The 24149-nt window shown below is 70.0% G+C and carries 25 protein-coding genes; 21 read left to right on the top strand and 4 right to left on the bottom strand.

The genetic code is table 11. The features are described from left to right. The first annotated feature begins 49 nt into the window (after window positions 1-49). The 17 genes from A37W_RS0117140 to A37W_RS0117065 all read left to right on the top strand — a co-directional run bounded on the left by A37W_RS0117140 (window position 50) and on the right by A37W_RS0117065 (window position 14429). Complete coding sequence (locus A37W_RS0117140; RefSeq protein ID WP_018304275.1) at window positions 50-505, top strand: universal stress protein; 456 nt, start codon at window positions 50-52, stop codon at window positions 503-505. A 366-nt stretch (window positions 506-871) separates the two neighbouring features. Continuing rightward, window positions 872-1195: a hypothetical protein gene (locus A37W_RS0117135; protein ID WP_018304274.1), complete on the top strand. Its 324-nt coding sequence runs from the start codon at window positions 872-874 to the stop codon at window positions 1193-1195. A gap of 152 nt (window positions 1196-1347) precedes the next feature. After that, the gene (locus A37W_RS0117130; protein ID WP_018304273.1) at window positions 1348-1914 is read left to right on the top strand and encodes a NifU family protein; all 567 of its coding nucleotides are present in this window, start codon (window positions 1348-1350) and stop codon (window positions 1912-1914) included. A 9-nt stretch (window positions 1915-1923) separates the two neighbouring features. Next, complete coding sequence (tsaB, locus tag A37W_RS0117125; protein ID WP_018304272.1) at window positions 1924-2508, top strand: tRNA (adenosine(37)-N6)-threonylcarbamoyltransferase complex dimerization subunit type 1 TsaB; 585 nt, start codon at window positions 1924-1926, stop codon at window positions 2506-2508. Then, window positions 2505-2930: a GNAT family N-acetyltransferase gene (locus A37W_RS0117120; protein WP_018304271.1), complete on the top strand. Its 426-nt coding sequence runs from the start codon at window positions 2505-2507 to the stop codon at window positions 2928-2930. Before tsaB ends, A37W_RS0117120 begins: the two co-directional genes overlap by 4 nt. Before the next feature lie 161 nt (window positions 2931-3091). After that, window positions 3092-4087 (top strand): BMP family lipoprotein, encoded by a 996-nt coding sequence (locus A37W_RS0117115; RefSeq protein WP_018304270.1) that lies wholly within the window; start codon window positions 3092-3094, stop codon window positions 4085-4087. Between the two features lie 69 nt (window positions 4088-4156). Then, the gene (locus tag A37W_RS22325; RefSeq protein ID WP_018304269.1) at window positions 4157-4675 is read left to right on the top strand and encodes a hypothetical protein; all 519 of its coding nucleotides are present in this window, start codon (window positions 4157-4159) and stop codon (window positions 4673-4675) included. 17 nt (window positions 4676-4692) lie between these two features. After that, complete coding sequence (locus A37W_RS0117105; RefSeq protein ID WP_018304268.1) at window positions 4693-6312, top strand: ABC transporter ATP-binding protein; 1620 nt, start codon at window positions 4693-4695, stop codon at window positions 6310-6312. 2 nt (window positions 6313-6314) lie between these two features. Beyond that, entirely contained in the window at window positions 6315-7445 is a 1131-nt protein-coding gene (locus A37W_RS0117100; RefSeq protein WP_018304267.1) for an ABC transporter permease, read from the top strand. Window positions 7446-7492: 47 nt separating this feature from the next. After that, complete coding sequence (locus tag A37W_RS0117095) at window positions 7493-8473, top strand: ABC transporter permease (RefSeq protein ID WP_018304266.1); 981 nt, start codon at window positions 7493-7495, stop codon at window positions 8471-8473. A gap of 1 nt (window position 8474) precedes the next feature. Continuing rightward, window positions 8475-9275 (top strand): purine-nucleoside phosphorylase, encoded by an 801-nt coding sequence (locus A37W_RS0117090; RefSeq protein ID WP_018304265.1) that lies wholly within the window; start codon window positions 8475-8477, stop codon window positions 9273-9275. A gap of 75 nt (window positions 9276-9350) precedes the next feature. Next, window positions 9351-10268, top strand: a complete 918-nt coding sequence (locus A37W_RS0117085) for a sulfite exporter TauE/SafE family protein (RefSeq protein WP_018304264.1) — start codon at window positions 9351-9353, stop codon at window positions 10266-10268. Further along, a complete protein-coding gene (locus A37W_RS0117080) occupies window positions 10265-11011 on the top strand; it encodes a TIGR02186 family protein (RefSeq protein WP_018304263.1) in 747 nt (248 codons plus the stop codon). The genes A37W_RS0117085 and A37W_RS0117080 overlap by 4 nt, the downstream gene beginning before the upstream one ends. A 113-nt stretch (window positions 11012-11124) precedes the next feature. Continuing rightward, a complete protein-coding gene (locus A37W_RS24055; protein ID WP_169337592.1) occupies window positions 11125-11346 on the top strand; it encodes a hypothetical protein in 222 nt (73 codons plus the stop codon). Beyond that, window positions 11300-12088, top strand: a complete 789-nt coding sequence (locus A37W_RS22320; RefSeq protein ID WP_047772142.1) for a helix-turn-helix transcriptional regulator — start codon at window positions 11300-11302, stop codon at window positions 12086-12088. The genes A37W_RS24055 and A37W_RS22320 overlap by 47 nt, the downstream gene beginning before the upstream one ends. Before the next feature lie 101 nt (window positions 12089-12189). Continuing rightward, window positions 12190-13722, top strand: a complete 1533-nt coding sequence (locus tag A37W_RS0117070; protein WP_018304261.1) for an ATP-dependent DNA helicase — start codon at window positions 12190-12192, stop codon at window positions 13720-13722. Beyond that, on the top strand, window positions 13719-14429 hold the full coding sequence (locus A37W_RS0117065; RefSeq protein ID WP_018304260.1) for an SDR family oxidoreductase: 711 nt from the start codon (window positions 13719-13721) through the stop codon (window positions 14427-14429). Before A37W_RS0117070 ends, A37W_RS0117065 begins: the two co-directional genes overlap by 4 nt. 84 nt (window positions 14430-14513) lie before the next feature. Here the strand turns inward: A37W_RS0117065 and ccrA are convergent, their stop codons facing one another. Both ccrA and A37W_RS0117055 read right to left on the bottom strand, forming a co-directional pair. Next, window positions 14514-15800: a crotonyl-CoA carboxylase/reductase gene (ccrA, locus tag A37W_RS0117060; protein WP_018304259.1), complete on the bottom strand. Its 1287-nt coding sequence runs from the start codon at window positions 15798-15800 to the stop codon at window positions 14514-14516. Between the two features lie 115 nt (window positions 15801-15915). After that, window positions 15916-17298 (bottom strand): 1-acyl-sn-glycerol-3-phosphate acyltransferase, encoded by a 1383-nt coding sequence (locus A37W_RS0117055; protein WP_018304258.1) that lies wholly within the window; start codon window positions 17296-17298, stop codon window positions 15916-15918. 100 nt (window positions 17299-17398) lie between these two features. Here A37W_RS0117055 and A37W_RS22985 point away from each other — a divergent pair, with 100 nt between their 5' ends. The 4 genes from A37W_RS22985 to deoD all read left to right on the top strand — a co-directional run bounded on the left by A37W_RS22985 (window position 17399) and on the right by deoD (window position 21870). Next, entirely contained in the window at window positions 17399-18601 is a 1203-nt protein-coding gene (locus A37W_RS22985; RefSeq protein ID WP_018304257.1) for an alpha/beta fold hydrolase, read from the top strand. Between the two features lie 145 nt (window positions 18602-18746). Next, on the top strand, window positions 18747-20708 hold the full coding sequence (locus A37W_RS0117045; protein WP_018304256.1) for a methylmalonyl-CoA mutase family protein: 1962 nt from the start codon (window positions 18747-18749) through the stop codon (window positions 20706-20708). A 114-nt stretch (window positions 20709-20822) separates the two neighbouring features. Next, complete coding sequence (locus tag A37W_RS0117040; protein ID WP_018304255.1) at window positions 20823-21146, top strand: H-NS histone family protein; 324 nt, start codon at window positions 20823-20825, stop codon at window positions 21144-21146. A 19-nt stretch (window positions 21147-21165) separates the two neighbouring features. Continuing rightward, window positions 21166-21870, top strand: coding sequence for a purine-nucleoside phosphorylase (gene deoD, locus A37W_RS0117035; protein WP_018304254.1), 705 nt, complete (start codon window positions 21166-21168; stop codon window positions 21868-21870). Between the two features lie 4 nt (window positions 21871-21874). Here deoD and A37W_RS0117030 read toward each other — a convergent pair whose 3' ends face one another. Both A37W_RS0117030 and A37W_RS0117025 read right to left on the bottom strand, forming a co-directional pair. After that, complete coding sequence (locus A37W_RS0117030) at window positions 21875-23026, bottom strand: exo-alpha-sialidase (RefSeq protein WP_018304253.1); 1152 nt, start codon at window positions 23024-23026, stop codon at window positions 21875-21877. A 224-nt stretch (window positions 23027-23250) separates the two neighbouring features. Beyond that, complete coding sequence (locus A37W_RS0117025; RefSeq protein WP_018304252.1) at window positions 23251-24120, bottom strand: urea carboxylase-associated family protein; 870 nt, start codon at window positions 24118-24120, stop codon at window positions 23251-23253. Window positions 24121-24149: the final 29 nt, after the last annotated feature.

The following is a 24149-nucleotide window of genomic DNA, read 5'->3' as shown; positions in this document are numbered from 1 at the left end:
GGGCTCGCGGGCGCTTCGTCATTATCGCCGCCGTCAGCGGGAGGCCCCAATGCGCAAGTTCCTCGTCATCCTCGACGACAGCCGCGAGTGCCTCAACGCCATGCGCTTCGCCGCGATGCGGGCCGCCCATACCGGTGGCGGCGTGGTGATCCTGTCGGTGATCCCCCCGGAGGAGTTCAACCACTGGATGGGCGTGGCCGAGATCATGCGCGAGGAGGCGCGCGAGCGGATCAGCGCGCATTTCGACGTCTTCGCCAAGTGGATGCGCGACAAGCAGGGGGTGAACCCCGAGCTGGTGATCCGCGAGGGCGACGCGGTCCCCGAGATCCTGGCGCAGATCAAGGAGGACCCCGAGATCGGCGTCCTCGTCCTCGGCGCCGGGGCCGATCGCAAGGGACCCGGGCCGCTGGTGACCGAGATGACGCGGAATGCCGGAAGCCTCGACATCCCGGTGACGATCGTGCCGGGCACGATGTCCAAGGAACGGCTCGAAGCGATCACCTGAGCCCGGCCGTCGGCCCCGGCCCCCCGGCGGACGGGCATCGTACGTCCGTCGCCGTCGATCCGTCGTTCACGAACGCGCCTGATCACGGTTATGTGTCGGCCTCGGCGCCCGTCCGGTGAGAGGCCCGTCGTGCTCATGACGCAGGCAGATCACCGGCGGACGGTGCAGGTGTGTGAAATGGCCTGTGCGGCCGTGCGACAGAACCGGCCACCCGTCCCCGCGGTGTCGTTTTCAAGATCGTACGCCTTCCGACACAGCATCGTTTTTTCGTGATGTTTCAGGCCGTTGCCCGGAGCCGTCACAGCGCTTTCCTGATCGGCACGGCGGCAGACACGCCGCCCTGAAGATCAAAGAAGGAAGACCAAGATGACCCGCATTCTCGCCCTCGCGCTCGCCGCCACCGTCGGCACCGCCACCCTCGCCGCCGCCGACACCAGCTACGTCGCGATCCAGCCGGCGCAGAACGCCAGCACGAATCTCGAGCTGAACCTCGTGACCTCGGCCACCGACGCGACGCTGCTGATCCAGAACCTGAACGGCACGCTGCTCGGCTCGGCCCCGCTGACGGCCGGCGCGAACACCAACGTCAAGGTCTCGCTCGACCGGACGCCGGTGACCGACGTGATCGCGGTGATCGAGGCGGACGGCCAGGTCCTGTCGCAGGACCGCGTCGAAATCTCGCGGATGTGACTTCCTCGGGTCCGGCCGGCCCCGCGCCGGCCGGGCCCGTCCCGTTTCAGGTCCCTTTCCACTGCTCCGCCGCTTCTTTAGAATGGTTCCAATCCTTGACGGGTGAGGCCTCTCCCCGCATATGAGGAGCCTGACAACAAAGGTTGGCCGCGATGTTCATCCAGACCGAATCCACCCCGAACCCGGCGACGCTCAAGTTCCTGCCCGGCAAGGAAGTGCTGGAGGCCGGGACCGCCGACTTCCCCACCGCCGACGCCGCCGGCAAGTCGCCCCTCGCCTCCCGCATATTCGGCGTGGACGGCGTGACGGGCGTGTTCTTCGGCACCGATTTCGTCACCGTGACCAAGGCCGACAGCGTCGCCTGGGATCACGCCAAGCCCGCGATCCTCGGCGCGATCATGGAGCATTACCAGTCCGGCGCGCCGGTGATGGAGGGCGAGGCCGGCTCGGCCGCCGTCGGCCATGCCGAGCATACCGGCGAGGACGGCGCCATCGTCGAGCAGATCAAGGAACTGCTGGACACCCGCGTCCGCCCGGCGGTCGCGCAGGACGGCGGCGACATCACCTTCCACGGCTTCGACCGGGGCATCGTCTACCTGCACATGCAGGGCGCCTGCGCAGGCTGCCCGTCCTCGACCCTGACGCTGAAGATGGGCATCGAGAACCTGCTGCGGCACTACATCCCCGAGGTCGTCGAGGTCCGCCCCGTCGCGGCCTGACGCGTCCCCGTGACCACCCTCCTCGCCTTCGACACGTCGGCCGCGCATTGCGCGGCCGCGTTGCTGTCCGGGAATCGGATCCTCGCCGAACGGGTGGAGGAGATGTCCCGCGGTCAGGCCGAACGGCTGATGCCGCTGCTGGAGGAGGTGCTGGCCGAGGCCGGCCTCGGCTGGCGCGACCTGGACGGGATCGGCGTCGGCACCGGGCCGGGCAACTTCACCGGCCTGCGGATCGCGGTGGCGGCGGCGCGGGGACTGGCGCTGGGGCTGGGGGTCGAGGCGGTGGGCGTGTCCGCGTTCGAGGCTCTGGCGGACGGTGCCCCGCAGCCCTGCAGCGCCATCGTCACGGCGCCTCGCGGACAGGTGTACCAGCAGACCTTCACGGCGGACGGCATGACCGAGCCGGCGCTGACCCCGGGCGACGAAGCGCCGGCGGACGCTCTTCCCCCCATCGGACCGGACGAGGCGGTGCGCCGGATCGCCCGGATCGCCGCCCGGCGGCTCGGCACCGGGGCACCGCGTCCTGCGCCGCTCTACGTCCGGGCCGCCGACGCGGCGCCGCCGTCGGACCCGCCGCCGGTCATCCTGCGATGACCCCCGCGGCGCTCGCGGCCCTCCACGCCGCCGCCTTCCCGGACGAGCGGGGATGGAGCGCGGGCGAGTTCGCCGCCCTCCTCGCCGCCCCCGGCGCGGTCCTCGAGGTGCACGGTCCCGCCTTCGTCCTCGGCCGGGTGATCGCGGACGAGGCCGAGATCCTCACGCTCGCCACCGACCCCGCCCACCGCCGGCAGGGCCACGCCCGCGCCGCGCTCGCCGCGTTCGAGGACGGGGCCCGGGCTGCGGGTGCCGAGGCCGTCTTCCTCGACGTGGCCGAAGACAATGACGCCGCCCGCGCCCTCTATGCCGTTGCCGGCTACCAGGAAGCGGGCCGCCGGCGGCGCTACTACGCCCGCAAGGACGGACCGGCCACCGACGCACTGGTCCTCCGGAAGCGGATCGCGTCGCCGCATTTCTGACCATCTGGTCAAATCGCACGCTGACGCGACGAAATTGAGGTTGACCGCCGCGCGGGCCACTGCCCTAAATTGACTCAGACACGCGAATTGTCCTGACATGCCGCGGATAAGGTCCGCCCGCACCTGCGGGTCGGACGAAGAACAATCAACGGGAGAGACCCATGACCTTCATGAAATCGCTTCTCGGCGCCACCGCCGCGCTCGCCGTCACGGCCGGCGCCGCGCTCGCCGATCCGGCGGTGATCTTCGACCTGGGCGGCAAGTTCGACAAGTCGTTCAACGAGAGTTCCTGGAACGGCGCGGAGCGCTGGGCCGAGGAGACCGGCGGCACCTACGCCGAGGTCGAGCTGCAGTCCGACGCCCAGCGCGAGCAGGCGATCCGCCGCTTCGCCGAGGCCGGCTACAACCCCGTCATCATGGCCGGCTTCTCGAATCAGACCGCGCTCGAAACCGTGGCGCCGGACTACCCGGACACCACCTTCGTCATCATCGACGCCGTGGTCGAGGCGCCGAACGTCCGCTCGGTCGTGTTCGACGAGCACGAGGGCTCCTACCTCGTCGGCGTGCTCGCCGCGATGGCCTCCGAGAGCGGCACCGTCGGCTTCATCGGCGGCATGGACATCCCGCTGATCCGCAAGTTCGGCTGCGGCTACGCCCAGGGCGTGATGGACACCAACCCCGACGCGACCGTGATCGCCAACATGACCGGCACGACGCCGGCCGCGTGGAACGACCCGGTGAAGGGCTCCGAGCTGACGCAGGCGCAGATCAGCCAGGGCGCCGACGTCGTGTTCGCCGCCGCCGGCGGCACCGGCGTGGGCGTGCTGCAGACCGCCGCCGACCAGGGCATCCTGTCCATCGGCGTCGACAGCAACCAGAACTACCTGCACCCCGGCCAGGTCCTGACCTCGATGCTCAAGCGCGTCGACAACGCCGTCTACGACGCGATGTCGGCCGGCCCCGAGGTCGAGACCGGCGTCCAGGTGATGGGCGTGGCGAACGGCGGCGTGGGCGTCGCGGTCGACGAGAACAACGCCGACCTGATCACCGCCGAGATGCAGGCCGCCGTCGACGAGGCGATGGCCGGCATCGAGGACGGCTCGATCGAGGTGCACGACTACATGTCGGACGAGACCTGCCCGGCGGTCCAGTTCTGAGCCGCCCCGCATGACGCACAGGGGGGGCCGCGTCGGCGACGGCGCGGCCCCTTTCGCAAGGACAGCCCGATGATCCATGGACGCCCCAGCGCCTTCGGGCCGGCCCTCGGCACCGCCGCCACGCTGGCGGTGCCGCTGGCGCTCGCCGCGTGCATGCCGCCGCGGCCGGACCCGTCCCTTTGGTATCGCGCCGGCGCCGACCCGGCCCGGATGGAGCGCGCGCTGACGGCCTGCGAGGTCGACGCCGCGCGCGAGGTGCCCGCGAACACGCAGATCCGCACCACCCCCGAATTCACCACGCCCCAGCGCACCCGCTGCCGCACCTCGATCACCGGCGAGGAAATCTGCCGCACCACCGGCGGCGACACCATCGGGGGCGACATCGTCAGCTACGACAGCAACGCAGGCCTGCGCACGCGCGTCGTCGCCGCCTGCATGCAGGACCAGGGCTACGCCCGCATCACCCTGCCCCGCTGCTCCGACGAGGCCGCCGCGCGGTTCACCCACTACACCGCGATGCCGCAGGTCGCCCCGGGCGCCTGCGCCGTGCCGGTCAGCGGCGGCGGCTACCGCATCGTGACCCCATGACCCAGGCGGACGACAGCATGCAGGCAGGCACAGCGGCCGACGGCACGGTCCCCGCGATCGAGCTGAAGGGCATCTCCAAGGCCTTCGGCCCCGTACAGGCCAACAAGGACATCTCGATCCGCGTGATGCCCGGCACCATCCACGGCATCATCGGCGAGAACGGCGCCGGCAAGTCGACGCTGATGTCGATCCTCTACGGCTTCTACAAGGCCGACGCCGGCGAGATCTGGATCAACGGCAAGCAGGTGCAGATCCCCGACAGCCAGGCCGCCATCGCCGCCGGCATCGGCATGGTGTTCCAGCACTTCAAGCTGGTCGAGAACTTCACCGTGCTCGAGAACGTCGTCCTCGGCGCCGAGGACTCGGCGCTGCTGATGCCCTCCCTCTCCCGCGCCCGGCGCGAGCTGAAGCAGCTGGCCGAGGAGTACGAGCTGAACGTCGAGCCCGACGCGAAGATCGAGGATATCGGCGTCGGCATGCAGCAGCGGGTGGAGATCCTCAAGGCGCTCTACCGCGGCGCCGACATCCTGATCCTCGACGAGCCCACGGGCGTCCTCACCCCCGCCGAGGCGGACCACCTGTTCCGCATCCTCGAAGGGCTGAAGGCGCAGGGCAAGACGATCATCCTCATCACGCACAAGCTGCGCGAGATCATGGACATCACCGACACCGTCAGCGTCATGCGCCGAGGCGAGATGACAGCGACGGTGAAGACGGCCGAGACCAACCCGACGGAGCTGGCCGAGCTGATGGTCGGCCGCAAGGTCCTCCTCCAGGTCGAGAAGGACGTCGCGAAGCCGGGCGCAAGGGTCCTGGAGGTCAAGGACCTCCACGTCACCGACGACAAGGGCGTGGAGCGGGTGAAGGGCGTTTCCTTCGACGTCCGCGCGGGCGAGATCGTCGGCATCGCCGGCGTCGCCGGAAACGGTCAGTCCGAACTGCTGGAGGTCCTCGGCGGGTACGAGAAGGCACGCGGCACGATCCTCGTGAACGGCGAGCCGATCGACCTGACCGGGGCGAAGTCCGACGGCCGTTCGCGCCGCCGCCGGGGCATCGCGCACGTGCCCGAGGACCGCCAGCGCGAGGGGCTGATCATGGACTTCGCCGCGTGGGAGAACGTCGCCTTCGGCTACCACGACGATCCCAAGTACAATCGCGGGATCCTGACCGACAACGCCGCCATCCGCGCCGACACCGAGGCGAAGATGAAGCGCTTCGACGTCCGCCCGCCGAACCCGGCGCTGCCCGCCAAGAGCTTTTCCGGCGGCAACCAGCAGAAGATCGTGGTCGCGCGCGAGATCGAGCGCAATCCCGACCTTCTGCTCGTCGGCCAGCCGACCCGCGGCGTCGACATCGGCGCCATCGAATTCATCCACCAGCAGATCGTCGCCCTGCGCGACGAGGGCAAGGCGGTGCTCCTCGTCTCGGTCGAGCTGGACGAGATCATGTCGCTGTCGGACCGGATCGTCGTCATGTTCGACGGCCGCATCATGGGCGAGCGCCTGCCGTCCGAGACCGACGCCCGCGAGCTCGGCCTGCTCATGGCCGGCATCACCGACACCGACCGCCCGCACGACGCCGCTGAGGTCGAGGCGCAGCTCGCCCGGGCCGGCGGGTCCGCGGCGAAGGAGGTATAGCGATGCAGAAGATGCCCGCCTGGGCCGAAGTGATCCTCGTGCCTCTGATCTCGCTGATCCTCGCGGCGTTCATCTCGGCGCTGGTGATCCTGGCCATCGGCGAGAACCCGTGGGAAGCGCTCAAGCTGATGGTGCAGGGGGCGCTGGGATCCACCTACGGGTGGGGCTACACGCTGTACTACGCCACCAACTTCGTCTTCACCGGCCTCGCGGTCGCGATCGCGATCCATGCGCGCCTGTTTAACATCGGCGGCGAGGGGCAGGCGATGCTGGGGGGCGTTGGCGTCGCGCTGGTCTGCCTCTACATGCCGTGGCCGCACTGGACGCTGGCGCTGGTCGCCGCATCGCTGGGGGCGGCGCTGGCGGGCGCGGCGTGGGCGGCGATCCCGGCCTTCCTGCAGGCCAAGCGGGGCAGCCACATCGTCATCACGACGATCATGTTCAACTTCATCGCCGCGGCGCTGCTGAACTACCTGCTGGTCGGGCCGATGAAGCCCACCGGCTCGATGGAGCCGGCGACGACCACGTTCCAGCCCGGCACCCACCTGCCGACCTTCCAGGAGATGTTCTCGTTCGGCGACCAGGTGCTGTTCCGCGGCACCCCGGCGAACGTCTCCTTCTTCGTCGCCATCGCCGCCTGCGTCGCGCTCTGGGCGCTCATCTGGCGCACCCGCCTCGGCTACGAGATCCGCGCCTTCGGCCATTCCGAGCCGGCGGCGAAGTACGCCGGCATCAACCCGACGCGGATCATCATGATCACCATGCTGATCTCCGGCGGCCTCGCCGGGATGATGGCGATCAACAACGTCATGGGCGAGGCGGAGCGGCTGGTCCTGAACGCGACCGAGGGCGCGGGCTTCATCGGGATCGCGGTGGCGCTGATGGGGCGCAGCCATCCGTTCGGCGTGTTCCTCGCGGCGATCCTGTTCGGCTTCCTCTACCAGGGCGGGGCCGAGCTGGCCTTCTGGACGACGATCCCGCGCGAGCTGATCGTGGTGATCCAGGCCCTCGTGATCCTGTTCACGGGCGCGCTCGACCAGATGGTGCGCGGCCCGCTGGAGCGGGTGTTCTTCGCGATGCGCCGCCCGCCCAAGCCCGATCCGCGCAAGGTGCGGACGGAGGCGACGGAGTGACCGGGGCGGCCAAGAACGGCGCGGGCGCGGCCGGAAGGGAAGTCTGAATGGACCTGCTGACGATCCTGCAAATCCTCGACTCGACGATCCGGCTGGCGACGCCGCTGCTGCTCGCCTGCCTTGCCGGGCTGTTCTCGGAACGGGCGGGCATCTTCGACATCGGCCTCGAGGGCAAGATGCTGGCGGCGGCGTTCCTGTCCGGCGCCATCGCCTTCGTCACCGGCAGCGTGTGGCTGGGCCTGCTGGCCGGAATCGCCGGGTCGCTGGCGCTGTCGGGCATCCACGGCCTCGCCTCGATCACCTTCCGCGGCAACCAGCTGATCTCGGGCGTTGCGATCAACTTCCTCGCCTCCGGCCTCACGGTCGTGGTCGCGCAGAGCTGGTTCGGCCAGGGCGGCCGGACGCCGCAGCTGGCGGGCGCGGCGCGCTTCGAGCCGATCATCTGGCCCGGCGCGCTGACCAACATCCGCGAGATGCAGCAGGCCGGGCCGCTGCAGCAGATCTATTCCGAGCTGATCTCGGGCCACACCATCGTCGTCTACATCGCGCTCCTGATCGTGCCGCTGACCTGGTGGGTGCTGTTCCGAACCCGCTTCGGCCTGCGCCTGCGCGCGGTGGGCGAGAACCCGGCGGCGGTGGACACTGCCGGGATCAGCGTCGTCGGCCTGCGCTACGCAGCCGTCGGCATCTGCGGCGTGCTGACGGGGATCGCCGGCGCCTACCTCGCGACCGCGCTGCAGGCCGGCTTCACCCGCGAGATGACGGCCGGGCGCGGCTACATCGCGCTCGCCGCGCTGATCTTCGCCAAGTGGCGGCCGTGGTACGCGCTGATGGCGACGATGCTGTTCGGCTTCCTTCAGGCGCTGGCGCTGCGGCCGGACATCATCGAGCGGACGCTGTCGTTCCGGGTGCAGGTGCAGCTGCTGGACGCCCTGCCCTACATCCTGACGGTCATCATCCTCGCCGGTTTCGTCGGCAAGGCGATCCCGCCCCGCGCGGGCGGCGAGCCCTACGTGAAGGAGCGTTGACATGGCGACCGCCGAGGAACTCGCCGACCTGATCCGGGACCGCGCGGGGACCGCGCCCGTCCGGCTGGGGCTGGTGCTGGGCTCCGGCCTCGGCCACCTGGCCGAAGCGGTGGACGGGGTGGCGATCGGCTATGACGAGTTGCCCGGCTTTCCCCATGCCGGCGTGTCGGGTCACAACCCGGTCCTGCGGGTCGGCGACCTCGAGGGCGTGCGCGTCGCCGCCTTCGGCGGGCGGGCGCACTATTACGAGAGCGGCGATCCCACGGTCATGCGCCTGCCGCTGGAGGTGCTCAAGGCGCTGGGGGCCGAGGCGCTGATCCTCACCAACGCCGCCGGTTCGCTCGACCCCGCGATGCCGCCGGGGTCGATCATGAGTCTGTCCGATCACATCAACTTCTCCGGCCTGAACCCGCTGATCGGCGAGAAGACCGACGCCCGCTTCGTGCCGATGGGGGATGCCTACGACCCGGATCTGCGGGCGCGCCTGCGGGCGGCCGCAGATGCGACGGGGACGGAGATGGGCAGCGGCGTCTACGCCTGGTATTCCGGCCCGTCCTTCGAGACCCCGGCCGAGATCCGCGCGATCCGCATCCTCGGCGCCGACGCCGTGGGCATGTCGACCGTGCCGGAGGTCATCCTCGCCCGGTTCCTCGGCCTGCGCGTCGCCGCGATCTCGACCATCACGAACATGGCGGCCGGGATGAGCGACGAGAAGATCAGCCACGAGCACACCAAGGCGATGGCCCCCCTGGGCGCGGCCAAGCTGGAGCGGGTCCTGCGCGCCATGCTCGCCGCCCTTTGACCGGGGCGGGGCTGGCGTTCGCCACGACTTGGTGCTCTTGAGGTCGCAGTCCCGCCTGCGGAGGATCCCCCGCGGATGCAGCTGTACCTGCCCATCGCCGAGGTTTCGGTCCATACCCTGCTGCTGCTGGGGATCGGCGGCCTCGTGGGCCTGCTGTCGGGGATGTTCGGGGTCGGCGGCGGCTTCCTGATCACGCCGCTGCTGTTCTTCGCCGGCATCCCGCCCGCGGTCGCGGTCGCCACCTCGGCCAACCAGATCGTCGCCTCGTCCTTCTCGGCGCTGCTGGCGCACCTCCGGCGCCGGAACGTCGACTTCACGATGGGATCGGTGCTGCTGGCCGGCGGCCTCGCCGGGTCGGCCTTGGGCGTCGTCATCTTCAACTGGATGCGGGCGCAGGGGCAGGTCGATCTGCTGGTGACGCTGTGCTACGTCGTCTTCCTCGGCTCGGTCGGGGGGCTGATGTTCGTCGAGAGCGTGCGCGCCCTGATCCGCTCGCGCCGGGCCGGACCGCCGCAGCGGCGCAGCCGGCACATGAAGGTGCACAACCTGCCCTTCAGGATGAAGTTCCGGGTCTCAGGCCTCTACATCTCGGTCATTCCGCCGCTGACGGTCGGCTTCGCGGTCGGCATCCTCGCGGCGGTCATGGGCGTCGGCGGCGGGTTCATCATGGTGCCGGCGATGATCTACCTCCTCGGCATGCCGACGAAGGTCGTCATCGGCACGTCGCTGTTCCAGATCCTCTTCGTCTCGGCCTTCACCACGATGCTGCACGCGACGACGAACCAGACCGTCGACCTCGTCCTCGCGGTCCTCCTGATCGTCGGCGGCGTCATCGGCGCGCAGATCGGCACGTCGCTCGGCGCACGGATGCGGGCCGAGGCGCTGCGCGTCGCGCTCGCCGTCCTCGTCCTGCTCGTCTGCCTGCAGCTGGCCTTCGGCCTCGTCCTGACCCCGTCCGAGGTGTACTCCCTCGACGTGGGAGAGCCGCTGTGAGGGCGCTGGTCGTCCTCCTGCTGCTGATCTGCGGCCCCGCGCGGGCCGAGAGCATCGTCCTCGGCCTGTCGGCCGAGGAGGTGGCGATCACCGTCACCTTCGACGGGTCGGAGCTGCTGATCTTCGGTGCCGTGGACCGCGACGCCCCGCCCCCGCCCGAGCCGCTGGAGGTCATCGTGACCGTCTCGGGCCCCCTGACGCCGGTCAAGGTCCGCCGCGCCGCGCGGATGGCCGGCATCTGGGTGAACACGGCTGCGGTCGAGGTCGACGCCGCCCCGTCCTTCTACGCCGTCGCCACGTCGGCTCCGCTGAACGAGAGCCTGCTGCACGTCGAGGATCTGCGCTACTCCATCACCACGCCGCGGGCGATCCGGTCGGTCGGCAACACGATCTCCGGCGCCGGCGCCTTCACCCAGGCCCTGATCCGTATCCGCGAGGAGGCCGGCGCCTACCGGATGGACGAGGAGAGCGTCGACTTCGAGCAGCAGACGCTGTTCCGCACCGCGGTCGAACTGCCGGCGAACCTCATCGAAGGCAATTACACGATCCGCATCTTCCTCACCCGCGAGGGACGGGTGATCGACAGTCTCGAGACGATGATCGGCGTGCAGAAGGTCGGGCTGGAGCGATGGCTGTTCAACCTCTCGCGCGAATACCCGCCGGTCTACGGCCTTCTCGCGCTGGCGCTGGCCGTGGCGGCCGGATGGGGCGCCTCCGCCGCGTTCGCCTTCCTTCGCCGCTGAGGCCGCTTCTGGCCGGTCCCGTCATTTCTGGGGAATTGCGATGCAGGAATATCGTGTAAAGCTGGGGTGTGATATGCTCACGTTAAGGTTGCGTTAACCTATTGGGGAATAAGATGGATACGGGACACGGGTGGATCTTCGGCGTACTTTCCGATCTGAAAAGCTACGCCGACAAGAACGGCATGACAGGCCTGTCTGACGGCCTTGCCCGGGCGACCTTGGCCGCGCAGGAGGACCTTGCGCAGCACGGCCGCCGGCCCGAAGGGGCGATGACGAGGGCGGCCGGGAATGTCGATCGAATTAGAGACTTTTCTCGAAACCGTCGAGTCAGCTGACAGCCTCGACGATCTTCAGACCCTCATCGCAATGCTGAGGGACGCCTACGCCGTCGATCACATCGTCTACCACTGGGTGTCGGCCGACGGGGGACAATACGGCTGCGGCACCTACTCGCTGGCCTGGGTCGATCAGTACATCGGCCGTGACTATATCAGGATCGATCCGGTGGTCCTCGGCTGTTTCCAGCGGTTCCGCCCGGTCGACTGGAAACAGCTCGACTGGTCTGGACGCGCGGCGCGCGCCTTTCTGCAGGACGCGGTGGAATACGGGGTCGGCAATCAGGGCTATTCGATCCCGATCCGTGGCCCGCAGGGGCAGTTCGCCATCTTCACCGTCAGCCACTCCTGCGACGATGCCGAATGGCGGGCCTTCACCGACGCCCGGCGTCGCGATCTCATCCTCGCCGCCCACAGCTTCAATCAGAAGGCGCTCGACCTCGCCGCGGTGCGGTGGCCCGAACCCCTTCGGACCCTGTCCCCGCGCGAGCTGGACACCCTGACCTTTCTCTCCATGGGATACAGCCGCGGGCAGGTGGCCGAGATGCTGTCGATCTCGGAGCATACGCTGCGGGCCTACGTCGAAAGCGCCCGCTTCAAGCTGGGCGCCGTCAATACCGTGCATGCGGTGGCCCGTGCCATCGCGCTGGGCCTGATCCTCACCGGCACCGCTGCCCGCGCGGCCGAGGGGGACTGGCCGGGGCCGGGCGATCCCGACGGCGCCAGCGCCTCCGCGCGTTGACGGAGTGCGCGGGACGCGCGGCCCCGCCCTGCCCCTTCGCCCGGGCGTGACTGCGACGGCCCGCCTTCCCCCTCGCGCCCGGCGGGGCTAGGGTCCGGCCCATGTCCGCCGCCCTGCCCGCCCCCGTATTCTCCGACGACCAGGCCGAAGCGTGGGACCGGCTCGCCGAGGCCATGCGCGGCGCGGGCGTCGACCTCGACGACGGCCTCGTCACCGCGCCGGAGGCGGACAAGGCCACCGTCCTCGCGATCGTCGGCAAGGCCGGATCGGGCAAGACGATGCTGCTGGCGCAGCTGACCGGCGCGCTGAAGGAGGCGGGGGTGCGCATCGTCTCGGGCGACTGGGACGGCAAGCGCAAGCAGGGCCAGCGCACCCTGTCGATCCTGGCGCCCACGAACAAGGCCGCGAGCGTCCTGCGCAATCGCGGCGTCCCGGCGACGACGATCCACCGCATCCTCTACACGCCGGTCTACGATCCCGAATTCGAGAAGGTCGCCGCCTGGCTGAACGGCGAGGGCGACCGCCCCGAGACCGAGGCGATGACCGACGTCCAGCTCGACCGCGCGATGGAGGCGTTCCGCACCCACGGCTCGGTCCCCGCCGCGCTCGCCGCCGCGGGGCTGCGGGGGTCGGACTTCATCACCGGCTGGAAGCGGCGGGAGGATCCGCTCGACATCGGCTTCGTGGATGAAAGCTCGATGCTGGACGGGCGGGCGCTGGACGACCTGAAGGAGATCTTCCCCACCCTCGTCCTGTTCGGCGATCCCGCGCAGCTGCCGCCCGTGCAGTCCGGCGGCGACGGCATGGTGTTCGAGACCCTGCCCGAGAAGCGCCGCCTGACCCTCACCCGCGTCCACCGGCAGGAGGGCGACAGCCCTATCCTGGACCTCGCCCACGCGCTGGCCGACGACAGCGTCGACTTCTACCGCTTCGAGCGGATGGTGGAGGAGGCCGCGCAGCGGGACGAGCGCGTGGTGATGGCGCCGCGCGTCGAGGCCGGGCTGATGGCGCGCTCGCCGGTCCTCGTCTGGCGCAACGCCACCCGCATCCGGCTGATCCACGCCTTCCGCGCCGCCTTCGACGCGCCGCTGACCGAGCTGCTGCCGGGCGAGCCGCTGATCTGCGACGGGATCGAGCTGCCGCTGAAGCACCGCAAGAAGCGGATCGACCTCGAGGCCCGCGGCCTGATCAAGGGCGCGCAGGCGATCTACCTCGGACCCGGTCGGCGGCCCGGCTTCAGCCGCCTGCACCTCGTCGGCGCGCCCGAGCCGCAGATCTCCGTCGCCTCGATCGTCAAGATCGAGAAGGAGGGCGAGGAAGAGCCGTTCATCCCCTTCGCCGCCCACATGGGCGCGGTGTTCCTGCACGGCGCGGCGGTGACGATTCACAAGGCGCAGGGCTCGCAGTGGGACACGGTGCAGGTGTTCGCCCCCGACCTCTACGCCGCCGCCCGGATGGGCCGGGTCGAGGCAGGACAGCCGCTGTGGAAGCGCCTCGCCTACGTCGCGATCACCCGGGCCGAGCGCGAGCTGCGCTGGGTCACCCGCAACCGCCTCGGCCGCCCGGCCGAGCCGCTGGGCGTCGAGGATCTCGGCGCCGCCGCGTCCCCCCTCGCCCTGGAGAGCGAAGAATGAAGAGCATCCTCGTCACCGGCGCGTCCTCCGGCATCGGCCGGGCGGTCGCGGAGCGCTGCCTGGACGCCGGCTGGCGCGTCGGCCTGCTGGCGCGGCGCGCGGACCGGCTGGAGGAGATCGCGGCCGGCCGCGAGGCGGCGGTGCCCTTGCCCTGCGACGTGACGGATGCGGACGCGGTGGAGGCGGCGTTCGAGGCGTTCGGGCAGATCGACGTTCTCTTCAACAACGCCGGCATGTTCGCCCCGCCGGCGCTGATCGACGAGACGCCGGTGGAGACCTGGAACGAGGTCGTGGCGGTCAACCTGACCGGCATGTTCCTGTGCGCCCGCGCCGCGTTCGCCCGGATGCGGGCGCAGGGCGGCGGGCGGATCGTCAACAACGGCTCCATCTCGGCCTACATGCCGCGGGAGAAGGCGGTGACGTATACGGTGACCAAGCACGCGATCACCGGCCTGACGCGCCAGATCGCGCTGGACGGTCGGCCGCTAAACATCGCCTGCGGGCAGATCGACATCGGCAACGCCGCGACCGAGATGGTCGAGGCGCAGGCTCGCCGGGCCGAGGCCGCGGGCGAGCCGGCGCCGCACACGATGGACGTGGCCCACGTGGCGGACGCGGTGCTGGCGATGGCGGAGCTGCCCCTGTCGGCGAACGTGCTGTTCCAGACGATCATGGCGACGGGCATGCCGTACGTCGGGCGGGGCTGAAAACGAGCCCACGCGCGACGGAAATTCGACGAATTTCCATCTGCGGCAGAGGGAAATTCGCCGAATTTTCCTCGCCCGCCGCTCTCAGCGGCTCTCGGCCAGCGTGTCCTCCCACGTCCGCAGGCCCGTCCGTGGCGCCTGCACCAGCACCGCCATGTTGCCCGGCTTGTGCTCGTTCCTGCGCATCTTCGTATGCGCCTGCGGGATCTGGTCCCAGCCGAACACCTCGGACATGCAGGGATCGAGCCGCCGCTCCACCATCAGCCGGTTCGCCGCCGACGCCTGCTTGAGGTTCGCGAAGTGGCTGCCCTGCACCCTCTTCTGGTGCATCCACAGGTATCGGGCGTCGAGCGTCAGGTTGTAGCCCGTCGTGCCGGCGCAGATGACGACCATGCCGCCCCGCTTCACCACGAAGGTCGAGACCGGGAACGTCGCCTCGCCCGGATGCTCGAACACCATGTCGACGTTGTTGCCCATCCCCGTGACGTCCCAGATCGCCTTGCCGAACTTTCGCACCTCGGCGAACCACGCCTTGTACTCCGGCGTGTTCACCGTCGGCATCTGGCCCCAGCAGGCGAAGTCGCCCCTGTTGATGACTCCCTTGGCGCCGAGGTCCATCACGAACTGCCGCTTGCTCTCGTCGCTGATGACGCCGATCGCATTGGCGCCCGCGGTGTTGATGAGCTGGATCGCGTAGGAGCCGAGGCCGCCGGACGCGCCCCAGACCAGCACGTTCTGCCCGGGCTTGAGCTCGTGCGGGTGGTGGCCGAACAGCATCCGGTAGGCGGTGGCGAGCGTCAGCGTGTAGCAGGCCGACTCCTCCCAGCTCAGGTGCCGGGGGCGGGGCATCAGCTGCTGCGACTGCACGCAGGTGAACTGCGCGAAGGAGCCGTCGGGTGTTTCGTAGCCCCAGATGCGCTGGGAGGGCGAGAACATCGGGTCGCCCCCGTTGCAATGCTCGTCGTCGCCGTCGTCCTGGTTGCAGTGGATGACGACCTCGTCGCCGACGCGCCAGCGCTTCACCTTGTCGCCGACCGCCCAGACGATGCCGGAGGCGTCGCTGCCGGCGATGTGGAAGTCGGCGCCGTGCACGTCGAAGGGGGAGATCGGCAAGCCGAGACCAGCCCAGACGCCGTTGTAGTTCACGCCGGCGGCCATCACCATCACGAGGACCTCGTCGCTGGCCGGGATCGGCGTGTCCACCACCTCCAGCTGGAACGCCTGCTCCGGTTCGCCGTGGCGATCGCGCCGGATCGCCCAGGCATGCATCCGCGCCGGCACGTGGCCGAGCGGAGGCAGCTCGCCGACAGCGTAGAGGTCCTTGATCGCGCGGGTGTCGTCCGTCGGTTCGGCGGTCCGGTCGAGGGCCATGCTGGTCGCTCCATCTCTGATCGGGCGATTCTGCGGCGCAGAATCCTGCGGCTCATGGACAGAGATAGGATCTGTCGCGCAATAAAGCAACCCTAAGAGGCCTCCACGTGCAATCTTATGTCTGCCGCACCGCAGAAGACCCCTCCTCTTCGGGAAAGTGGTGGGCGATCGAGGCAGCGTAGAACCGCAGCACGTCCTCGGCCCCCTTGCGGCGCCCGATGCGGCCGTGGCGGGTCATCAGCCGGCGGTCGCGCAGGATGCGCATCGCGTCCTCGGTCACCTGCGCGGGGTCGCGGCGCGGCAGGCTGACGCCGCTCCCGTCGAGTTGCGCCATGGCGGCGGCGACCTTCGCCTCGATCGCCTCGGTCCCCACCGCGCCGCCAAGGACGGCCCGCGCGACCAGCGGAACGGGCAGGACCGGCACCGCGCTGCGGACCCGGTCCATCAGCTCGTTCGCCAGCGCCTCCACCCCGGCCTCCGGGTCCGCGGCCCGGAAGGCGGTCAGGGACAGCGGTGCGCCGAAGCCGACGGCGGCGGCGCCGTAGGGCCGCGTGCGGAAGGTCACGAACCGCAGGAGATAGGCACCGAGGCCCCACAGCGCCTTGAAGATCGGCGGCCGGAATCGGCGCCGCCCGGACAGGCCGGCCGCGATCAGGATCGTGTCCTCCAGAACCCTGTCGTAGTTCAGCGCGACCGGCACGAAGACGACGTCCCGCCCCCGCGTCTCCTGCCCGTCGGCGATATAGCTGATGAGCCCCAGCCGCGGCGCCGCGATCCGCCCGTCGAGGCTGAGGCCGCCCTCGGGAAAGATCGCCTGCGTCACGCCGCCGTCCGTCGCCATCTGGACGTAGCGCGCCAGCACCCGCCGGTAGAGCGCCCCGCGCGAGCCGCGGCGGATGAAGTAGGCGCCCATCGCCCGGATGATCGCCGACAGCGGCCAGACCCGCGCCCACTCCCCCACCGCGTAGCTGAGCGCGGAGGCCCGGCTGGCGAGGTAGGTCACCAGGACGTAGTCCATGTTGGACCGGTGGCTGATGACGAAGATCACCGTCGCGTCCGGGTCGATCATGTCGAAGTCGTCGCGGTCGAACGCCCCCGTCCGCATCCGGTACAGCGACGTCGACAGCCACCGCGCGATCCGGGTGCCGAAGGTGAAGTAGGCGGTGGCGCTGAACGAGGGCACGATCTCGCGCGCGTAGTCCTGCGCCTTCTCGAAGGCGACGTCCTCGCGTACGCCTTCGCGCCGGGCATACTCCACCACCGCCTCGACGACCGCGGGGTCGTAGCTGAGCCGCTGGATCATGTCGTGGCGACGGGCGAGGCGGAACGGCTCGATCGGGCGGCGGAGGCGCGTATTCAGCCGCGCCACCAGTCGCTCCGCCCGGCGGCGCAGGAACCAGCGCACGGACGGGAACAGGAAGTGCGACGCGAAGGTGACCGCCGCGAACAGCAGGATCAGGATCAGCAGCCAGAGGGGGATTTCGACGGGCCGGAACATCGGCCGCACCTTGCCAGAGCCGCCGGGCCGCGCCCAGAGGCTTGGAACAGGCGGCCGGGCGGCGGGTTGGCGACGGATAGACGAGTGAGGAGATTCCCCGATGACCCGCCTGCCCCTTCTGGCCGCGACCGCCCTGACCCCGGTCCTCGCCGCCCCCGCCTTCGCCCAGGACGCCGCCGAGGCGCTCGGCCTGCCCGCCCCCGCCGCCCGCGAGGGTCAGACGCTCAGCGTGAACGGGGCCGACATCTTCGTCAGCGAGTCCGGCGAGGGCGAGGTCCTCTACCTGCTGCACGGCTACCCGCTCTCGGGCGCCCTGTTCGAGCGTGTCCGCGACCGGCTGGACGACGAGTACCGCGTCGTCACGATCGATCACCGCGGCTATGGCAACTCCACCGCACCCGAGGTGGTGGGCGACGTCGCCACCTACGCCGAGGACGCGCTGTCGGTGCTGGATGAGCTTGGCATCGACAGCGCCGTGATCGGCGGCATGTCGATGGGCGGGCCGATCCTGTTCGAGATGTACCGGCAGAACCCGGACGTCTTCGACGCGGCGATCCTGATCGACACCAACCCCAATCCGGCGAACGAGATCGAGGCCGGCATCTGGAACGGCGCCATCGACGCGCTCGCCGCCAACAGCGCCGAGGACTTCGGGGCGTGGCAGGACGACGGCGCGGGCAACGACCTGTCCGTCCCCGAGGAGACCGGCGTCGACGGCGAGAGCATCGGCGGCGACACCCCGATCCAGGAGGCGGTGGACGAAGAAGCCGCGGCAGCCGGCGACCGGATGGCGGACGACACCGCAGACGAGATGGCCGTCGAGGAAGCGGACGTGAGCGCCGAGGACATGGCGCCCGTCACGACGGCCGAGGCGGAGCTTGGGATGGAGCCCGAGGGCGGAGACGCGAACGGCGACATGCCGGCGGTCGCGTCCATCGGGCCGGTGCTGATCCCCGACATGCTGACCGGCGAGACCCGCACCGTCACGGCGCCCGAGCAGGCAGCGTACCTGAGCGCCGTGATGCAGCAGGCCAGCGACATCGGCGCGGTCGGCGGCGCGGTCGTCCTGCGCGACCGCCCCGACAGCACGCCGACGCTGGCCGGGATGGACATCCCCGTGCTGGTGCTCGTCGGCCGCGAGGATTCGCTGTACCCCGTCGCGGTGAGCGAGGCGATGGTCGAGGCGCTGCCCCAGGGCGAGATCGCGATCATCGACGATGCCGCCCACGCCGCGATCTTCGAGCAGCCCGAGGCGAGCGCGGACGCGATCCTGGAGTGGCTGTCGGGCCTGCCGTCGGACTGACGGCACCTTCTGCAAGTCTTGGGGCCCCGCCATCGTGCGGGGCCTCTTTCATGTCCTGCGCCGCACCGCAGCGAATTGACACGGCCATAATATGTCCTTTACTTGTCCTGTAATGAAATTTTATTGCGGGCTCGGAGGCTGGCAGATGACAGAGAGAGACCGCCCCTGGCTGTTCCGGACCTATGCCGGCCACTCGACCGCCGCCGCCTCGAACGCCCTCTACCGCGGCAACCTCGCCAGGGGGCAGACCGGCCTCAGCGTCGCCTTCGACCTGCCGACCCAGACCGGCTACGACAGCGATCATGTCCTCGCCCGGGGCGAGGTCGGCAAGGTCGGCGTCCCGGTCTGCCACCTCGGCGACATGCGCGCGCTATTCGAGGGCATACCCCTTGGCCGGATGAACACGTCCATGACGATCAACGCGACGGCGCCCTGGCTCCTCGCGCTCTACATCGCGCTGGCCGAGGAACAGGGGGCCGACGTCGGGGCGCTGCAGGGGACGGTGCAGAACGACATCGTCAAGGAATATCTCAGCCGCGGCACCTACATCTGCCCGCCCGCCCCGTCGCTCCGGATGATCACGGATGTCGCCGCCTATACGCGCGCGCATCTGCCGAAATGGAATCCGATGAACGTCTGCTCCTACCACCTGCAGGAGGCGGGAGCGACGCCGCAAGAGGAACTCGCCTTCGCGCTCGCCACGGCGATCGCCGTTCTCGACGATCTGCGGAAAAAGGTTACAAAAGAGAACTTTCCCGAGATGGTCGGGCGCATTTCCTTCTTCGTGAATGCCGGCATCCGGTTCGTGACCGAGATGTGCAAGATGCGGGCGTTCGTCGAGCTGTGGGACGAAATATGCGAGACGCGCTACGGGGTGGAGGACCCGAAATACCGCCGCTTCCGCTACGGCGTGCAGGTCAATTCGCTCGGCCTGACCGAGCAGCAGCCCGAGAACAACGTCTACCGGATTCTTCTCGAAACCTTGGCCGTGACGCTGTCGAAGACAGCGCGCGCCCGCGCCGTGCAGCTGCCGGCCTGGAACGAGGCGCTGGGCCTGCCGCGACCGTGGGACCAGCAATGGTCACTGCGGATGCAGCAGATCCTCGCCTATGAGACCGATCTTCTGGAGTACGACGACCTGTTCGAGAACAACCCGGCGGTGGAACGCAAGGTCGCGGAATTGAAGGCGGCGGCGCGGGCCGAGCTGGAGCAGATCGACGCGATGGGCGGCGCGGTGGAGGCCATCGGCCACATGAAGGCGCGCCTCGTCGAGTCGAACGCGGCGCGCCTCGCCGCGATCGAGAGGGGCGAGACGGTCGTCGTCGGCGTGAACCGCTGGCAGGACGGCGAGCCGTCGCCACTGACGGCGGGCGGGGACCGGGCGATGGCGTCCGATCCGGCGGCCGAGGCCGATCAGGTCGCGCGGCTGGAGGCGTGGCGACGCGACCGGGACGACGCAGAGGTGGAGGCGGCACTGGCCGAACTGCGCCGCGTGGCGGGCACGGATGAGAACCTCATGCCCGCCTCCATCGCCTGCGCGAAGGCCGGCGTCACCACGGGCGAATGGGCCGGCGTGATCCGCGCCGTCTTCGGCGAGTACCGTGCGCCGACCGGCGTCTCGGCAAGCCCGTCGAACCGGACCGAGGGGCTGGACGAGCTTCGGGCCCGGGTCGACGCGGTCAGCGCCCGCCTCGGCCGGCGGCTGACGGTGCTGATCGGCAAGCCCGGCCTCGACGGCCATTCCAACGGCGCCGAACAGATCGCCGCCCGTGCCCGCGACTGCGGCATGGCCTTCCGCTACGAGGGCATCCGCCTGACGCCCGAGGTGATCGTCGCGGCGGCGCTGGAGGACCGGCCCCACGTCCTCGGCCTGTCGATCCTCTCCGGTTCTCACCTGCCGCTGGTGGACGAGGTGATGCGCCGCATGCGCGAGGCGGGACTTGCGGACGTCCCGGTCGTGGTCGGCGGGATCATCCCCGACGCCGATGCCACCGCCTTGATGGCAATGGGAATTGCCCAGGTCTACACCCCCAAGGATTTCGAATTGAACCGCATCATGGCCGACCTGGTCGAACTTGCCGGGCAGGACTCCCTCGCGGCGGAATAGCCCTCTTGCGGTTGCAACCGGCTGATTTTCGCTCTTCTAAAGTTTAGATTTCAATTGCCCCCGCGGCAGGATTGGGGCTAATCGAAATTGAACTGATTCGGAGAATGACACATCATGGCCGTCGACCTCGACAATATGAACCGCAAGGAGCTGGAGTCGCTTCGCAAGGATGTCGACCGGGCGCTTTCGACCCTGGCCGACCGCGAGAAGAAGGCCGCGCTGGCCGCCGCCGAAAAGGCCGCGGCGGAACACGGCTATTCGCTCGCCGACCTGACCAATGCGTCAACTGCCCGCTCCCGGAAATCGGGAACGAAAGGCGCGCCGAAATACCGCAATCCCGCCGACCCCTCGCAGACCTGGACCGGCAAGGGCCGGCGTCCGAAATGGATCGTCGACGCCGAAAGCGCCGGACGGCCGCTTTCGGATTTCGAAATCTGACGCACCGGGGATCGCCGGAATGACCACGCATATCGGGGCGGCCGAAGGCGACATCGCCGAGACGGTGCTGATGCCCGGCGATCCCTACCGCGCCCGCTGGGCCGCGGAGACCTACCTGACGGGCGCGCGTCTCGTGAACGAGGTGCGCGGCATGCTCGGCTTCACCGGCACCTGGAACGGACACCCCGTGACCATCCAGGGCTCCGGCATGGGCATGCCGTCGCTGTCCATCTACGCGAATGAGCTGATCCGCGACTATGGGGCGAAGACGCTGATCCGCATCGGATCGTGCGGCGGGATGCAGCCGCAGGTGAAGATCCGCGACCTGATCCTCGCGATGACCGCCTCCACCTACGGCTCGCCCTCGCGCGGCATCTTCCGCGGGCTGAACTTCGCGCCCTGCGCCGATTACGGCCTGCTCCGCGCCGCGCACGATGCCGCGGCCGGCATCGCGGCGGGCGTGCATGTGGGCGGTATCTATTCGTCCGACACCTTCTACGACGAGCGGCCCGACATCGAGGCCGAGATGACCCGCCACGGCGTCCTGGGCGTCGAAATGGAGGCGGCGGAGCTCTATACCCTCGCCGCCCGCTACCGGGTGCGCGCGCTCGCCGTGCTCACCGTCTCGGACCACCTGCAGACGCACGAGGCGCTGCCGGCCGCGGGCCGCGAGCGGTCCTTCGGCGACATGGTCGAGATCGCGCTGAAGGCCGCGTTCGCCTGAGCGGTCAGGCGCGCTCCAGCACCTCGACCGACAGGATCGTGGGCAGGTGGCGCGCGATCTCCGTCCAGCTCTCCCCCTCGTCCGCGGTCGCGAAGATCGAGCCGGAGTTGGTGCCGAAATAGATGCCCGCGGGCGTGGCCGTGTCGCCCGCCATCGCCTGCCGCAGGACGGTGAAGAAGCAGTTCTGCTGCGGCAGGCCGTTCCGCTGCGCCTCCCACGTGTCGCCACCGTCGCGCGACCGCCAGACGGCGCAAGCCGCGTCCGGCGGGAAGCGGCCGGCCATGTCGCCGTTCAGCGGCAGGGTCCAGATCGTGTCCGGGTCGCGCGGATGCACCCGGATCGGGAAGCCGAAGGTCGAGGGCAGCCCTTCGGTGACGTCGTCCCAGCTGCGTCCGCCGTCACGGCTGCGGAACACGCCGTGGTGGTTCTGCTGGTAGAGGAGGTCGCCCGACCCGCCGGGGGCGCGCATCATGTTGTGCACGCAGTGCCCGGTCTCGCCGTGGCGGGGCGCGGCGGGGTGGTCGTGGTGCGCGTGCTCCTCCTCGTTCGACAGGCGGTTGCGCCGCTCCCACGTCGCGCCGCCGTCCTCGGTGGCGAAGATTCCGGCGGCGGAGATCGCGACCCACGTCTTCCGCGGGTCGTCCGGGTCGGTGACGATGGTGTGCAGGACGAGACCCGCCGCGCCGCCGTTCCAGTCCGGGCGCGAGGGGTGGTCGGTGAGGCCGTCGATCCTCTCCCACGTCGCGCCGCCGTCGCGGCTGGTCAGCAGGCTCGCCGGCTTGGTCCCGGCCAGGACGGCGCCGTGGGCGAAGTGCAGCGACCAGACCTGGCTGAACTCCTCGCCGAAGGGCGGCGGCTCCGGCGGCCATCCGATCATCTGCGCGAAGTCGGGATCGTTCGCGGCCCAGTCGTCCATCGTGCCCTTGGTCAGCTTGGCCAGCTGCCACGTCTCGCCGTTGTCGGTGGAGCGGAAGATCCCGGCCCCGCTCCACTCGCCGCCGCCGCCCGCCCACATGTGGCCCGTCTCTGGATCGCCGGCCGCGTGGTTGATCGGCCAGCCGTCGCAGAGCGGGCCGCGGACGGACCACGTTTCGCGGTCGTCGCTGTCGAGGAGGAACAGGCCCTTGGTGGTGCCGATCATCAGGGTCGTGGGCATGGGAGGCTCGCGTGCGGCAGGGTGTCGCGGGGACGCTAGCACGGCGGCTGACGCTGGGGGAGGCGGGATGTGCCCGGTGGGAGGGTGGGCGCGCGGCCCTGAAGGCGAGACGACCCGCCCCGGGCCTGACCCGGGGCCTCGCGGGGACGGAGCGCATGGCTGGTCGAGGTCCCGGGGCAAGCCCGGGACGGGTTGTGGGAGTGCGGGCCGTTCGTCCTGCTGCCCTACCCTATTCCGTGACCCCGGTCGTACCCCGACGGTTCCGGCGGCGCCCAGCCGTCCAGAGCGCCCCCCTCCGGCTCCCACACCTCCATCACCAGCGGATGGCAGACCGCTTCGTCCGACGAGTGGCCGGACCCGCAATCGCCGCCGGGGCACGTGCTCAGCAGCGCCAGCAGGTCGATCTCGGCGAACAGCTCCACAAAATCGCCGGCGCGGGCGGGCGAGGCCTTCATGAAGTAACGCCCCTCGTCCGCGGTGAAGCCGGTGCACATGAAGACGTTGAGCACGTCGTGCACGTGCGCCTCCGCCTCGGCCACCGGCAGGCCGGTCGCGGCGACAAGAGCCCGCGTCAGGTTGGAGTGGCAGCAATGATGGTAGTCCGTCCCGCCGAGCAGCCGCTGCGTGTAGGGATCGCAGCGCGTGCCGATCACGTCGTGGACGCCGCCGCCGTCGGCGTCGCGGCCATACCAGGCGAGCGAATCGGCGAGGATCGTCGCCATCGGCCGCAGGTACGGAAGGCAGGACCACAGCCGGTCGCCCACGCTGACATGCGTGCCGTGCAGCGCGCGGGTCTTGCCCGAGAAGAACCGCTCGGACAGGTCGCCCGCGCGGAAGAGGTTGAGGTCGCCGACCTGGCTACCTTCCCGGCACTCGATCCGCAGCACCGACCCCGCCGGCACCTCGACCGCCCGCGCGTCCCGCGGCGGCACGACGACCTGCGCCGTCCTCCGCGCCCCGCCCCGCGCCCGGACGTAGAGGGCGAGGTCGGGCGCCGGCAGCGTCTGCGGCGGGTAGACGAGGACCGGCGCGGCCGCGCGGCGGGCCTCGGCGTCTGCAGGGACTTGATCCGGATCAATGCGCGGAGCGGGCATGGCGACCTACCGTAGGGAAAACAGCCCCC

Origin of the sequence: Wenxinia marina DSM 24838 (assembly GCF_000379485.1) — a bacterium.
GTDB classification, from domain to species: domain Bacteria; phylum Pseudomonadota; class Alphaproteobacteria; order Rhodobacterales; family Rhodobacteraceae; genus Wenxinia; species Wenxinia marina.
Note: the sequence above shows the minus strand (reverse complement) of the source record. Positions and strands in the feature narration are given on the sequence as shown.